Annotated in this window: 9 protein-coding genes; all 9 read left to right on the top strand. The window is 68.1% G+C overall.

Annotation, left to right across the window (positions count from 1 at the left end; all coding sequences use genetic code 11):
- Positions 1-106: 106 nt before the first annotated feature.
- The 9 genes from EAH75_RS15325 (at position 107) to EAH75_RS15285 (ending at position 13,235) form a co-directional block, all read left to right on the top strand.
- Positions 107-988, top strand: coding sequence for a LysR substrate-binding domain-containing protein (locus tag EAH75_RS15325; RefSeq protein WP_140806067.1), 882 nt, complete (start codon positions 107-109; stop codon positions 986-988).
- 284 nt (positions 989-1,272) lie between these two features.
- Positions 1,273-3,534 (top strand): TonB-dependent receptor, encoded by a 2,262-nt coding sequence (locus EAH75_RS15320; protein WP_140806066.1) that lies wholly within the window; start codon positions 1,273-1,275, stop codon positions 3,532-3,534.
- Between the two features lie 71 nt (positions 3,535-3,605).
- On the top strand, positions 3,606-4,922 hold the full coding sequence (locus EAH75_RS15315; RefSeq protein WP_161596308.1) for a serine hydrolase domain-containing protein: 1,317 nt from the start codon (positions 3,606-3,608) through the stop codon (positions 4,920-4,922).
- 31 nt (positions 4,923-4,953) lie between these two features.
- Positions 4,954-7,131: a formylglycine-generating enzyme family protein gene (locus EAH75_RS15310; protein WP_140806062.1), complete on the top strand. Its 2,178-nt coding sequence runs from the start codon at positions 4,954-4,956 to the stop codon at positions 7,129-7,131.
- Complete coding sequence (locus EAH75_RS15305) at positions 7,131-8,966, top strand: glycoside hydrolase family 127 protein (protein ID WP_140806060.1); 1,836 nt, start codon at positions 7,131-7,133, stop codon at positions 8,964-8,966. The genes EAH75_RS15310 and EAH75_RS15305 overlap by 1 nt, the downstream gene beginning before the upstream one ends.
- A gap of 138 nt (positions 8,967-9,104) precedes the next feature.
- On the top strand, positions 9,105-10,307 hold the full coding sequence (locus EAH75_RS15300) for a CaiB/BaiF CoA transferase family protein (RefSeq protein ID WP_140806058.1): 1,203 nt from the start codon (positions 9,105-9,107) through the stop codon (positions 10,305-10,307).
- 186 nt (positions 10,308-10,493) lie between these two features.
- Positions 10,494-11,129, top strand: a complete 636-nt coding sequence (locus tag EAH75_RS15295) for a sigma-70 family RNA polymerase sigma factor (RefSeq protein WP_140806056.1) — start codon at positions 10,494-10,496, stop codon at positions 11,127-11,129.
- On the top strand, positions 11,126-11,788 hold the full coding sequence (locus EAH75_RS15290) for a ChrR family anti-sigma-E factor (RefSeq protein WP_140806054.1): 663 nt from the start codon (positions 11,126-11,128) through the stop codon (positions 11,786-11,788). The genes EAH75_RS15295 and EAH75_RS15290 overlap by 4 nt, the downstream gene beginning before the upstream one ends.
- A 34-nt stretch (positions 11,789-11,822) precedes the next feature.
- Complete coding sequence (locus EAH75_RS15285) at positions 11,823-13,235, top strand: cryptochrome/photolyase family protein (protein ID WP_140649605.1); 1,413 nt, start codon at positions 11,823-11,825, stop codon at positions 13,233-13,235.
- Positions 13,236-13,400 lie beyond the last annotated feature (165 nt).

The following is a 13,400-nucleotide window of genomic DNA, read 5'->3' as shown; positions in this document are numbered from 1 at the left end:
GTTCGCGAAAACAATGTCCGTGAAACGGTCGCCATCGAGGCGTGCGATCACGACGGGAGGTTTTTGGCTCATCATGCAACCTGCCGCACATGCCTAGCGAGTCGCCGTGGACACCCAGTTCCTGCATACCTTCATCACCATCGTCGACCAGGGCTCGATGGCGGCCGCGGCGCGCGTGCTGAACATCACGCCGGCGGCGGTGGCGCAGCAGATCCGCACGCTGGAACGCGAGATCGGCACCCCGCTGATCGCCCGCGTCGGCCGCACGGTGAGCGTCACCGAGGAAGGCTCGCGCATCCTGCAGCGCTCGCGCGACCTGTTGCGCAACGTCGCCGACCTGCGCAGCGTGGCGAACGAGAACACCGTCTCCGGCGAGTTGCGCCTGGGTGCCTGCCCCACCGCCCTGGCCGGCATCCTGCCGGACGTGCTTGCCCGCATGGTCGACGCGTTTCCGCAGATCAATGTGTTTATCAAGCCGGGCTACTCGGCCGAACTCTACCGCGCGGTGGAGGCCGGCGACCTCGACGCGGCGGTGGTACTGCAGGCGCCGTTCGCGTTGCCCAAGACCTGCGAATGGCTGCTGTTGCGCGAGGAGCCGCTGATCGTGCTGGCACCGAAGAGCATGGCCGAGCGCGATCCGCACGAACTGCTGGCGACGCAACCGCTGATCCGCTACGACCGCAACCAGTGGGGTGGCCGCCAGGCCGACGAATACCTGCGCGCCCACGGCATCGTGCCGCACGAGCGTTTTGAATTGAACGCGCTCAACGCGATCGCCGTGATGGTCGACCGCGGCCTCGGCGTCTCGCTGGTGCCGGACTGGGCGCATCCGTGGCCGGAGGGCGTGCAGCTGGCGCGCATCCCGCTGCCCGCCCCGACGGTGCCGCGGCGCATCGGCATCGTGTGGTCGCGTTCCAGCGTGCGCGTGCGCCTGGTCACCGTGTTTCTGCAGGAAAGCCGCCAGGCGATACAGCCGCGCCCACGCTGAGTCCGCGCCGACACGCCGCCGATGACAGCGATGTTGCGTTGCGACACACATTTGCTTCGTTCGTAAGCAACAAAAACTAGCCTCTGAACATAGGTCGCGCTGGTTCCTTGCGGACGGCGAAGCGCATAGGCTCGCTCAAAATCAAGCACAGGGCTGTCGGGACGCCGGGGAGAGCGTCGCGAATGAAACACACTGCAGATCGTCCCTGGCGCATTGCACTGCGCTGCATCGCGGCCGCCATCCCGGCTGACCCGCGGCCACCCAACATCACCAAGAGACACGACATGATCAAGCCACTCACCGCAGCGATCAGCAGCATCCTGTTGCTCTCCGCGATCTCGGCCAGCGCACATGCGCAGGACGCCGCGCCCGCCGCCGGCACCAACACCGTGCAGGACACCGGCACGCAGGATGCGAAGAAGAAGGGCGACAAGGTCGTCGACCTGAATCGCGTCATCGTCACCGGCACACGCACTGCGAAGGCGGTCGACGAGATTCCCGGCGCGATCACGGTGATCTCGAAAGAGGAAATCCAGCACACCCTGCTGGTGACCGAGGACGCCACCGCGGTGCTGGCGCGGACCGTGCCGGGCTACGCCGAATCCTCGCAGGCGATGAGCAACACCGGTGAGACGCTGCGCGGGCGCATCCCGCTGCGCCTGTTCGACGGCATCCCGCAGGGCTCGCCGCTGCGCGAGGGCACCCGCAACGGCACCTTCACCGACATGGGCATCATCGGACGCGTCGAGGTGATCAACGGCCCGTCCGCTTCCGAAGGCATCGGCGCCGCCGGCGGCATCATCAACTACATCTCGAAGGTGCCGACCAAGCAAGGCACCGAGACCACCGTCACCACGCGCTACCAGACCCAGGGCAAGGGCGGCAGCGAGGGCTGGAAGACCGGCGTCACCTTCGCCGCCAAGCAGGATGCCTACGACCTGCTGGTGGCGGCCTCGTACATCGACCGCGGCATTTCCTACGACGGCAACGGCCGTCGCATCGGCATGAACACCAGCGGCTCGCTGGCCGATTCCACCTCGAAGAATTTGTTCCTCAAGGGCGGCTTCAACTTCGGCGAGGGCGGCACCCAGCGCCTGCAGGCGACCTACAGCCGCTTCAAGATCGAGGGCAAGGGCAACTACATCCAGGTGCTCGGCTGCCGCGGCCCGGACGACGATCCGCCGTGCGACGTGCCGCGCACCAATACCTCGGAGAAGGGACACATCTACGGTTCCAAGGATGCGTTCAACGACTTCAAGCAGTACAGCCTGGAGTACAGCCACAGCGATTTCTTCGGCGGCTCGCTGGACATCAACGTGTACAAGGCCGACCAGGCGATGCGTTACCTGCCCGAGCTCGACCCGGCCAAGCAGGACCCGCTGTTCGCGCCGCTGGGCACGCTGTGGGAGCAGTCGGAGATCGACTCGCACAAGAAAGGCATCCGCACCTCCTGGACGCGCTCGGACCTGTTCGACGTGACCGGCCTGGAGCTGCATACCGGCATCGATTTCGGCAAGGACCAGGCCCAGCAGCGGCTGGCGCTGACCAACCGGCTGTGGGTGCCGCCGATGAACTACAAGAGCACCGCGCCGTATGCCCAGCTATCGTGGGACATCGGCCCGGTCACCCTGAGCGGCGGCCTGCGTCGGGAGAACGACAAGCTCACCGTCGACAGCTACACCTCGACCTATTACAACAACCGCGTGTTCGTGCAGGGCGGCGGCGTGAAGTACACCGAGAGCCTGAAGAACCTGGGTGCGATCTGGCGCATCGGTAACGAATGGTCGGTCTACGCGGCGTACAGCGAAGGCTTCACCCTGCCCAACATCGGCATCCCGCTGCGCAACATCAACGTGCCGGGGCAGTCCGTCGACCGCATCAGCGACCTCGCCGCGATCATCTACAAGAACGACGAGATCGGCTTCAACTGGCGCGGCGAGCGCGCCTCGTTCGGCGCCACGCACTACATCTCCAAGTCGCCGTTCGGCGCTTCGCTGGCGATCAATCCGGACACCAACGACTTCATCCTGTCGCGCGCACCGGTACGCATCGAGGGCACTGAGGCCACGGCCGAATGGCGCTTCGACGAGCAGTGGAAGGTCACCGGGCTGTACTCGCACATCACCGGCAAGACCTCGTTCTGGTCCGCCGACGCCGCAGGCAGGTATCCGGCCGGGGGCCTCAACAAGCCGATGGGCGTGCTCGACATCAACCCGGACAAGTTCGCCGCCGCGCTGACCTGGAAGTTCCTGCCGAATGCCGATGCCACGCTGGGCTTCACCTCGCTGTTCGGTCGCCACCTCTCCGGCAGCGACACGCGTGCCTTTGACGGCAGGACCTACACCTACAACGAGCAGACCCACGGCTACACCTTGTTCGACCTGGGCGTGAACTACGACATGGCGCGCTACGGCAAGCTCTCGCTCGGCGTGGAGAACCTGTTCGACAAGCAGTACGTGCTGAGCTGGTCGCAGCTTGCCGGCTATCAGAACTATTGGGCCGGTCGTGGCCGCATGACTTCGCTGACGTATACGATCACGTTCTGATCCCGACGTGACGTATGCCGGTCGCGACGCCTCGCCTCCCCGCGGCGTCGCGACCCGGCGAGGACCTCCCGATGATCGAAGTACGCAGCACCCCTGTCCGCAGGAACACTGTCTGGTCCAGCCTGCTGGCGGCGGTGTTGCTGTGCGTGGCGCTGCCGTCGTGGGCAACCGACGCAACGCCGCTGCCGGATTCCCGCCCCGACGCGCAAGGCGTCTCCTCCGCGCGCCTGCAGTGGCTGCACGACTACATGCGCCGCGCCACCGGCGACGACGGCTACCTCGGCGGCGTCACCCTGGTGGCGCGCAACGGCCGCATCGTGGACTGGCAGGCCTATGGCCATGCCGATCTCGCACGCCGCGCACCGATGCGCAAGGACGCGATCTTCCGCATCTACTCGATGACCAAGACGGTGACTTCGGTCGCGGTGATGATGCTGGTGGAGGAAGGCAAGCTCACCCTGGACGACCCGCTCTCGCGCTACCTGCCGGGCTTCCAGGCTCCGCAGGTGATGATCGGCGGCACCGCCGATGCGCCGAAACTGCGCGCAGCGGACAAGCCGATCACGCTGCACGCGCTGCTTACCCATACCGCCGGTTATCCGGCCGGCCGCAAGGGCGACGAGCAGGCGGTCACGCTGATGGAACGCATCGACCCGCACGGCGCGGCCGACCTGCGCGGCTTTGCCGAACGCATGAGCCATGTGCCGCTGGCCGCCGACCCCGGCACGCGCTTCGGCTACGACGGCGCGTCGCTGGAATTGCTGGCGCGGGTGGTCGAAGTGGTCTCCGGGCAATCGTTCGACAGCTTCCTGCAGCAGCGCATCTTCGATCCGCTGGCGATGCACGACACCGGCTTCAGCGTGCCGCTGGCGCAGCGCACGCGCGTGGTCGACATCACCACGACCGGCAGCGACGGGCACTTGCGCATCGCCGACGGCCCCAGCGCCAGGCATCCCGGCGTGCCGCTCAACGATTACACCAGCGGCGCCGGCGGCCTGTATTCGACCGCAAGCGACTACGCCCGCTTCGCGCAGATGCTGCTCGATGGCGGCACGCTGGACGGACACGAGCTGCTCGGCCGCAAGACGGTGGAGCTGATGCTGCGCAACCACCTCACCATGCTCGACCCACCGGTCACCCAGTTCAGCGACGCCGAGGGTTTCGGCATCGGCGGCTACGTGGTGATCGATGCGGCCAAACGCGGCCAGCTTGGCTCGCCGGGGCAGTTCGGCTGGACCGGTGCGGCCTCGACCTACTACAGCATCGACCCGCACGAGCATCTGCTGGCGATCCTCATGCTGCAACACCTGCCGCGCGAGGATGGCGGCAAGGACCTGCCGCGGATCAGCCGCAACTTCTACGATCTGGTCTACCAGGCGCTGCAATGACCTCGCCCCACCCGGCTTTACCGAGCAACCGATGAGCACCGACCCCGATTCCCCCAGCCATGCCTCCACGCCTGCCGCGCGCGTGACGCACGAATACAAGTTCTCGCACGTCACCACCGGGCGCTACCTGCCCACGCCGGGCAAGGCGCCGGGCTGGCCGTTCGCCGAAATCGGCCACTGGAAGATGGATGTCGACGGCAGCGCCGACGACTGGGTCGCCGAGCTCACCGACTGGCGGCGCGAGCACCTCACCCGGATCGGCTACGACGACGCCAACTACCGCCGTCCCGAATTGCAGTGGGCGCAGCGCAACTTCGTGCATGCGCAGATGATGGTGGAGGATCGCTATTTCTTCGATCCCGTCGCCGGCCGCTACACCGTCGATCGCTACCTCGACGACCTGGAAGCGCGCTACGGCGGCATCGACAGCGTGCTGATCTGGTTCGTCTATCCGAACATCGGCATCGACGACCGCAACAAGACCGATCTCGCGCACGACCTGCCCGGCGGCCTCGACGGACTCAAGGGTGCGGTGGCCGATTTCCACCGCCGCGGCGTACGCGTGTTCCTGCCCACCATGCCGTGGGACAACGGCACGCGCGAGCCGGCGCAGAACGACTGGCAGGCGATGGCGCAACTGGTCATGGCGGTCGGCGCCGACGGCATCAACGGCGACACCTACAACGGCGTGCCGCGCGCGTTCTTCGACGCCTGCGACGCGCTCGGCTGTCCGGTGGTGCTGCAGCCGGAATCCACCATCAGCGCCGAGGAGCAGCTGATCTGGAACGTGCAGAGCTGGGGCAAGAAGGCACCGAACGAAGCGGTTCCGCCGGTGGCCAAGTGGAAGTGGCTGGAGCCGCGCCACATGATCAACTACGAGAACCGCTGGGGCCGCGACCGCAACCACGACCTGCAATACATCTTCTTCAACGGCATCGGTTACAACGCCTGGGAAAACATCTGGGGCATCTGGAACCAGCTCACGCCGCGCGACGCGGAAACGCTGCGCCGCATCGCCGCGATCGAGCGCCAGTTCGCGCCCGCGCTGGTCAGCATGGACTGGCGCCCGTACGAGCGCACACTGCAGGCCGGCGTATTCGCCAGCCGCTTTCCGACCGACGGCTACACGCTGTGGACCCTGGTCAATCGTCACGAATACGCGGTGGCCGGCGAGCAGATCGCGCTGCCGCATCACGACGGCACCCGGTACTACGACGCGTGGCACGGCGTGCCGCTGCAACCGCGCCTGGACGGCGATCGCGCGGTGTTCGACTTCGCGCTGGAGGGCTGCGGCTTCGGTGCGCTGCTGGCGTTGGCACCCGGCGCCGCGCTCGATGGCCTCGATGCCTTCCTCGCGCGCATGCGCGAACGCTCCGCGGTGCCGCTGGCGTCCTTGTCGAACCGGTGGCGTTCACTGCCGCAGCAACTGCTGCCGATCGCGCCCACGCGGCCAGCCGCCGAAGCACCGCCCGGCATGCTGGCGATTCCCGCCGGCACGTTCGACTTCGCGGTCGGCGGCGTCGAGATCGAGGGCCAGACCTGGGAGGGCAACGACGTGCAGTACCCGTGGGAGGACAGCGCGCGCCGCAGTCATCGCCATCGGATGCCGATGCCGGCACTCTTCATCGACCGCACGCCGGTGACCAACGCGCAGTACCGCGCGTTCCTCGGCGCCAGCGGCTGGCGCCCGCGCGATCCGCATAACTTCCTGCGCCACTGGCAGAACGGTGCACCGCCACCGGGCTGGGACAATAAGCCGGTGACCTGGGTATCGATCGAGGACGCGCGCGCCTATGCGCTGTGGGCCGGCAAGCGGCTGCCACGCGAGTGGGAATGGCAGTACGCCGCGCAGGGCGGCGACGGGCGCACGTATCCCTGGGGCAACGACTGGCGCGAAGCGATGGTGCCCGCAACGCAACGCGGACGGCGCCTGCATGCGCCCGACGACGTCGACGCGCATCCCGAGGCGGCCAGTCCGTTCGGCGTGCTCGATCTGGTCGGCAACGTGTGGCAATGGACCGACGAATACGTCGACGAGCATACGCGCGCAGCGATCCTGCGCGGTGGCAGTTCGTATCAGCCGCAGACTTCGCACTGGTATTTTCCACAGGCGCATCGGCTCGACCAGCACGGCAAATACCTGCTGATGGCGCCGAGCAAGGACCGCTCCGGCTGCGTCGGTTTCCGCTGTGTCGTGGACGCAGGCTGATGGCGCCGAAAACACGACTGCGCGGCCTGCTCGGCGCGGCGCTGGACGCCAACCTGCGCGGGCGTCTGTCGCACTTCATCGCCGACGAACACAGCCCCGCCATAGCCATTTTCGCGCCGGCGCATCGACAGCAGAACCGCGAAGGCGACTGGTACGGCGAGCACGCGGGCAAGTGGCTTTACGCCACTGCGAAAGCCGCCGCGCGCAGCGGCGACGCGGCATTGCTCGCACACCTGCGACGCGTCGCGGATTTTCTGGTATCCACCCAGGAAGCCGACGGCTACCTCGGCACCTACGCGCCGGATCGCCGCTTCATGCGGCCGCAACCGCCCAAGCCGGCGAGCTGGGACGGTGCGCCCAGCGTGCGCACGTGGGACATCTGGACGCATGCCTATCTGATCCTCGGCCTGCTCGAAGTGCATCGGCACTTCCCCGAGCCGCGTTACCTCGACGCGGCGCGCAGCATCGGCGACCTGTGCTGGCGCACGCTGTACGAAGGCGGCATCGACATCACCGAACTGGGCAACCATCACGGCATGTCGGCGACGGTGTTGATGGACCCGGCGGTCGAGCTGTATACCGTCACCGGCGAGCAGCGCTACCTCGATCTCGCGCAGTGCGTGCTGCAGCAGGCGAACGACCACCGCGAGCTCGCGCTGCTGCCGCGTGCACTGGCCGGGGTCGACGCGGCCGGCATCGCGACCGCCAAGGCGTATCAGCTCGAATGGAACCTGGTCGGGCTGGCCAAGCTGCACAAGGCGACCGGCAACGAGGACTGCCGACGCGCGGTGGATCACCTGTGGCGCAGCATCCGCGAGCATCACCTCACGCTCGGCGGCGGACCGTGGGGCGGCGTGGCGCATCGCTCGCGCGAGGTGTTCAATCCACCCGGCGTGTTCAGTCCGTACGGCTATGTCGAAACCTGTTCGACGCTGTCGTGGATCCAGTTGAATCGTGAGCTGCTCGCGATCACCGGCGAGGCGACCTATGCCGAGGAGATCGAGCGCAGCGCCTACAACGATCTGCTCGGCGCGCAGGCGCCGAATGGCGAGGACTGGTGCTACTACGTCTTCCCGAACGGTCGCCGCGTGCACACCACGTACTGGCGCTGCTGCAAGTCGAGCGGCGCGATGGCGCTGGAAGAGCTGCCTGCAATCGCCTTCGCGCAGTCCGCCGACGGCAGCATCGCGATCAATCTGTACGGTCCGGGCGAGGCACGCTTCACCCGCGCGGACGGCCGCGAGCTGCGCATCACCCAGCACACTGCCTACCCCTATCCCGGCGAAATCCGGCTGTGCATCGCCGGTGCGGGTGCGACGCGCTTCGCGCTGAAGCTGCGCATTCCGTCGTGGGCCGCCGGCGCCACGCTCGCGGTCAACGGCGTCGATGCCGGCGTGGTGGTGGTGCCGGGCGATTACGCCGTGATCGAACGCGAATGGTGCGATGGCGACGAGATCGTGGCGCGCTTCCCGATGCGGCCGATGCTGCATCGCGCAGTCAACCGCAACGTGCAGGAATCACGCGCGCCGGACGGCAGCGAGGTGCACCAGGAAGTGCTGCACTTCGAGTACGCCGCGATCACCTGCGGCCCGCTGGTCTATGCGACGGGGCTGATCGACGACTTCAAGATCGAGGAGACGCTGCGCTTGCCCGCGGCGCCGCCGGAGCAGTGGCTGACCCTGCTGCCCACGCCGGCCGATGGTGTGCCGCAGATCGCGCTGGACCCGGGCTATCGCGCACCGCTGCTGTTCACGCCGTACTTCATGACCGGTGGCCGCGTCGACGGCAGCTGGCGGCTGAGCTGGCTGCCGCTCGCTCCGGAGCCGCACGGTTGATTCGCCGACGGCGGCGGCCCGCGGTCGTCACACAAGAATTTGTGGCGCCAGAACATAGCCGCCTCGCCTGTTTCTTCGCGAAGGCATGGTGCAGAGTGGCCCGCAGCACACACATCGATCCCCATGGACGCGCCGCGCATGGAAACCTCCCCGCCTGAGTCGCAAGCCGCCCGCCACGGTCCGCTGGCGGGCGTGCGCGTGCTGGACCTGAGCGCCTATATCGCAGGGCCGTACGCCTGCTCGCTGCTCGCCGACCAGGGCGCGGACGTGATCAAGGTCGAGCCGCCCGACGGCGACAACCTGCGCCAGTACCCGTCCACGCTGCCCAGCGAAAGCCGCGCCTTCCTCGGCGTCAATCGCAGCAAGCGCGGCATCGTGCTCGACCTCAAGCGCGCGGACGACCATGCCGCGCTGCTCAAGCTGGTGCGCGACGCCGACGTGCTGGTGCACAACTTCCGCCCCGGCGTGCCCGAGCGCCTGCGCATCGGCCATGCACAACTGAACCTGATCAATCCGCGGCTGGTCTACTGCGCGATCACCGGCTACGGCGACAGCGGACCGCTGAAGGACAAGGCCGGCTACGACCAGGTGCTGCAGACCATGACCGGCATGTGCACGCTGCAGGGCAAGCGCGGCGGGCCGCCGGAGATCATCTACGGCTCGGTGGTCGACTACTACGCTGCGGCGCTGCTGGCTGCCGGCGTGTCGTCGGCGCTGTACGAGCGCGAGCGCAGCGGACTGGGCCAGTTCGTCGGTGTCTCGCTGCTGCGCAGCGCGCTGACCATGCAGTCCGCGCGAATGATCTGGGCCGAAGGCGAGTCGCTCGACATCGGCCGCGACATGCGCTCCGGCGGCGTCACCGGCATCCACCCCACGCGCGAAGGCTGGATCTACATCTCGGCCAACACGCCGCGCTTCTGGAAAGCGCTGTGCGCGAAGACCGGTCTCGACGCGCTGGCCGACGAGCCGCGCTACGACAGCGTGCGCAAGCGCGCGCAACACTTCGCCGAGATCCTGCCGAAGCTGCACGCGGCGCTGGCCACGCGCAGCGCACTGGAATGGGAGGACCTGTTCGGCGACGAGGTGCCCTGTGCCGCCGCGCGCCAGATCGAGGACATGTTCGACCACCCGCAGGTGCAGGCGCAGGGCATCATCGACACCTTCGAGCATCCGGTGGTCGGCCGTTATCGCGGCGTCGCCCAGTCGATCCGCTTCGGGCGCACCCCGGGCCCCGCACCGTTCGCCGCGCCCGTGCTCGGCCAGGACACCGCGGCGGTGATCGCCGCGATCGAAGCCGGCGCGCCGATCGCACCCAAACCGCGCGGTCGGCGCAAGGCCTGATCACCGGCTCCTCGCGCGGCCGTCGGCCGCCCCGCAGGAACACGCCACCCCGTCACGGCCGGGCCGGTCGCCTGCACCGGCCGCCGGGCCGGTGCATCCGATTTCCCTCGCCCGCCGTATGCCAGCGGCATGAAGCATGCGAAACGGCCGGATCGTCCGGCGGTCGTCGCAGGCGGGAAGTTGCGTATGATGGATTCCGACCAAGCCGTTGCCGAGGTAGCGCCCTTCCGGGCGAAACGAGTCGTGGCCCCTCCCGTGAGCAACGCCGCCCCCGATGCGCAGTACTGGTCGATCCAGATGTCGGCCGTGTCGGCGCAGCGCGACCGCGCCAGCTTCATGCGCATCTACGACCATTTCGCGCCGCGCCTGCAGCGTTACCTGCGCAATCTCGGCGTGCCCGAGTCGATGGCCGACGAGCTGGTGCAGGAGGCGCTGCTGACGCTATGGCGCAAGGCTGCCATGTTCGATCCGGCGCGCGCCAGCCTCGCCACTTGGCTGTACCGCGTGGCGCGCAATCTGTACATCGACCACGTGCGGCGCCAGCCGCACTGGTTGCCGATCCAGGAAGGACTGGACCGGATCGATCATGTCGAGTCCGCGCGGCTCGACTCACAACCGGAATCGTCCTTCGACCAGGACATCCTGAAACAGGCGATCGATCGCCTTCCCCCCGTACAGGCCAAGCTGGTACGCATGTGTTACCTCGAAAGCAAAAGCCACAGCGAGATCTCCGCTGAGCTGCAAATGCCGCTGGGCTCGGTCAAATCCTCGCTGCGGCGCGCCTTCGCGAAGCTGCAGGTCAGCATGAGGGCGCCGCGATGACGCCAAACCATCATCTCGACGATGCCACCGTGCTCAGCTATTCCGCCGGCGCGCTGCCGGCGGCGCTGGCGGTGGTTGCTTCGGTGCACCTGGAGCGCTGCGCCGCATGCCGCACGCGCCTGCTCGACGCCGACCAGATCGGCGGCGTGCTGCTGCAGCAGCAACGCGTCGACACGCCGGCCGAGGATGCGCGCGCCGCCATGCTGGTCTTGCTGGATGCCGAGCCGGCGGTCGAGCCGCCAGCGCCGCCGGCCGACATCGTGGAAGAACACGACCCCGATCGGCTGCCCAGTGCGCTGCATCCGTGGTTCGGCAACTCCATGCGCGCGTTGCGCTGGCGCCGCGTGGCGCCGGGCGTGCAGCGCATCCTGGCCAGCGGCATCGGCGGCGGCGACCTGATGCTGCTGCGCATCGCACCGGGTAGCAAGTTGCCGCTGCACAGTCATGGCGGCAACGAGCTGACCATGATCCTCGACGGTGCCTACGACGACATGCTCGGCCATTTCGGCCCCGGCGACGTGGCCGATCTGGATGGCGAGACCAATCACCAGCCGGTGACGTCGCCGGGCGTGCCGTGCATCTGCGTGGCGGCCACCGATGCGCCGCTGGTGTTCTCCGGCTGGGTCGCCCGCACGCTGCAGCCGCTGTTCGGTTTTTGAGCGTGCGCGTGCGGTGCCGACGGGGCGCATGGCGATGAGCACGGCGCTGGTGCTGTTCCGGCGCGACCTGCGCCTGGCCGACAACCCCGCGTGGAGCGCGGCCTGTGCCGCCCACGCACAGGTGCTGCCGGTGTTCATCCACCGCGACGACGATGGCCCGTGGCCGGACGGCGCCGCCAGTCGCTGGTGGCTGCACCACTCGCTGGCCGCCCTCGGGAAAAGCCTGCGTGACGCGGGCGCCGGCCTGCACCTGCGCCGCGGCGAGCCGCTGGAAATCCTGCGCGCGTTGATCACAAGCAGCGGCGCCAGCGCGGTGTACTGGAACCGCCTGTACGAACCCGCCACGATCGCCCGCGACAAACACATCAAGAGCGCGCTGCAGGGCGACGGCATCGCGGTGCACAGCCACAACGCCGCGCTGTGGTGCGAGCCGTGGCAGATCGCCACCCAGCAGGGACAGCCGTACAAGGTGTTCACGCCGTACTGGCGAAACCTGCGCCCGCAACTGCAGGCGACCGGACCGCTGCCCGCGCCACGCGTGCCGGGCTGGCGCGAGTTGCCCGGCAGCCTGCCGCTGGCGGCGCTCGAGCTGCTGCCGCGCATCGCCTGGGCCGATGGCCTGGCCGTCAGCTGGCGACCGGGCGAAGCCGGCGCGCAAGAGTTGCTGGAGATCTTCGCCGACGATGCCATCGGCGACTACGCGCACGCACGCGACCTGCCCGCGCGCCACGGCACCTCGCGGCTGTCGCCGCACCTGCATTTCGGCGAGATTTCGCCGCGGCAGATCCATGCCGAACTCGATCGTCGCGCCCGCTCCATCGACGCGAAACGCCGCCCCGACATCGAGCCCTATCTGCGCGAACTGGGCTGGCGCGAATTCGCCCATCACCTGCTGTATCACTTTCCGCGCACGCCGACCGACAACTTCAATCCGCGCTTCGACGATTTCCCGTGGGCGCCGGCGGATCAGGCCTTGCTGGAACGCTGGCAGCGCGGCCGCACCGGCATCCCGCTGGTCGACGCCGGCATGCGCGAGCTGTGGCACACCGGCTGGATGCACAACCGCGTGCGCATGATCGTGGGCAGCTTCCTGACCAAGAACCTGCGCCGGCACTGGCAGCACGGTGCGCGCTGGTTCTGGGACACCCTGGTCGATGCCGATCTGGCCAACAACACGCTGGGCTGGCAGTGGGTGGCCGGCTGCGGCGCCGATGCCGCGCCCTACTTCCGCGTGTTCAATCCGGTGACGCAGGCGAAGCGCTTCGATCCGGATGGCGTCTATCTGCGGCGATGGTTGCCGGAGCTGGCGGAGGCGCCGTTGGGGTTGCTGCATGAGCCGTGGAGGGATGCTGGTCTGCTCAGGCGCAGTGGGTATCCGGCGGCGATGGTGGAGTTGGGGGAGTCGCGGCAGCGGGCGTTGGAGGCTTATGGGGCGCTGGCGCGCTGAGTTTGTGTTGGCGGCGACGCCCCAACTTCCTCTCGTCACCGCGGCGGACGCCGGGGCCCAGCGCATTTGGCCGTCCATTTCGTGCGCGCTGCCGACCATGCGCTGGTTGTCCGACTGGGGTATGAATCAAGAGCGTTTCGTGCCGCTTCGCGACCCGAGTTACTT

The sequence above is a fragment of the Rhodanobacter glycinis genome (assembly GCF_006438785.1).
Classification (GTDB): Bacteria; Pseudomonadota; Gammaproteobacteria; order Xanthomonadales; family Rhodanobacteraceae; genus Rhodanobacter; species Rhodanobacter glycinis_A.
Note: the sequence above shows the minus strand (reverse complement) of the source record. Positions and strands in the feature narration are given on the sequence as shown.

Bases quoted from the DNA above. Each gene is read 5' to 3' on its own strand.
- EAH75_RS15310 (WP_140806062.1), top strand. From the start codon at position 4,954: ATGAGCACCGACCCCGATTCCCCCAGCCATGCCTCCACGCCTGCCGCG.
- EAH75_RS15305 (WP_140806060.1), top strand. From the start codon at position 7,131: ATGGCGCCGAAAACACGACTGCGCGGCCTGCTCGGCGCGGCGCTGGAC.
- EAH75_RS15290 (WP_140806054.1), top strand. From the start codon at position 11,126: ATGACGCCAAACCATCATCTCGACGATGCCACCGTGCTCAGCTATTCC.
- EAH75_RS15300 (WP_140806058.1), top strand. From the start codon at position 9,105: ATGGAAACCTCCCCGCCTGAGTCGCAAGCCGCCCGCCACGGTCCGCTG.
- EAH75_RS15315 (WP_161596308.1), top strand. From the start codon at position 3,606: ATGATCGAAGTACGCAGCACCCCTGTCCGCAGGAACACTGTCTGGTCC.
- EAH75_RS15320 (WP_140806066.1), top strand. From the start codon at position 1,273: ATGATCAAGCCACTCACCGCAGCGATCAGCAGCATCCTGTTGCTCTCC.
- EAH75_RS15285 (WP_140649605.1), top strand. From the start codon at position 11,823: ATGAGCACGGCGCTGGTGCTGTTCCGGCGCGACCTGCGCCTGGCCGAC.
- EAH75_RS15295 (WP_140806056.1), top strand. From the start codon at position 10,494: ATGATGGATTCCGACCAAGCCGTTGCCGAGGTAGCGCCCTTCCGGGCG.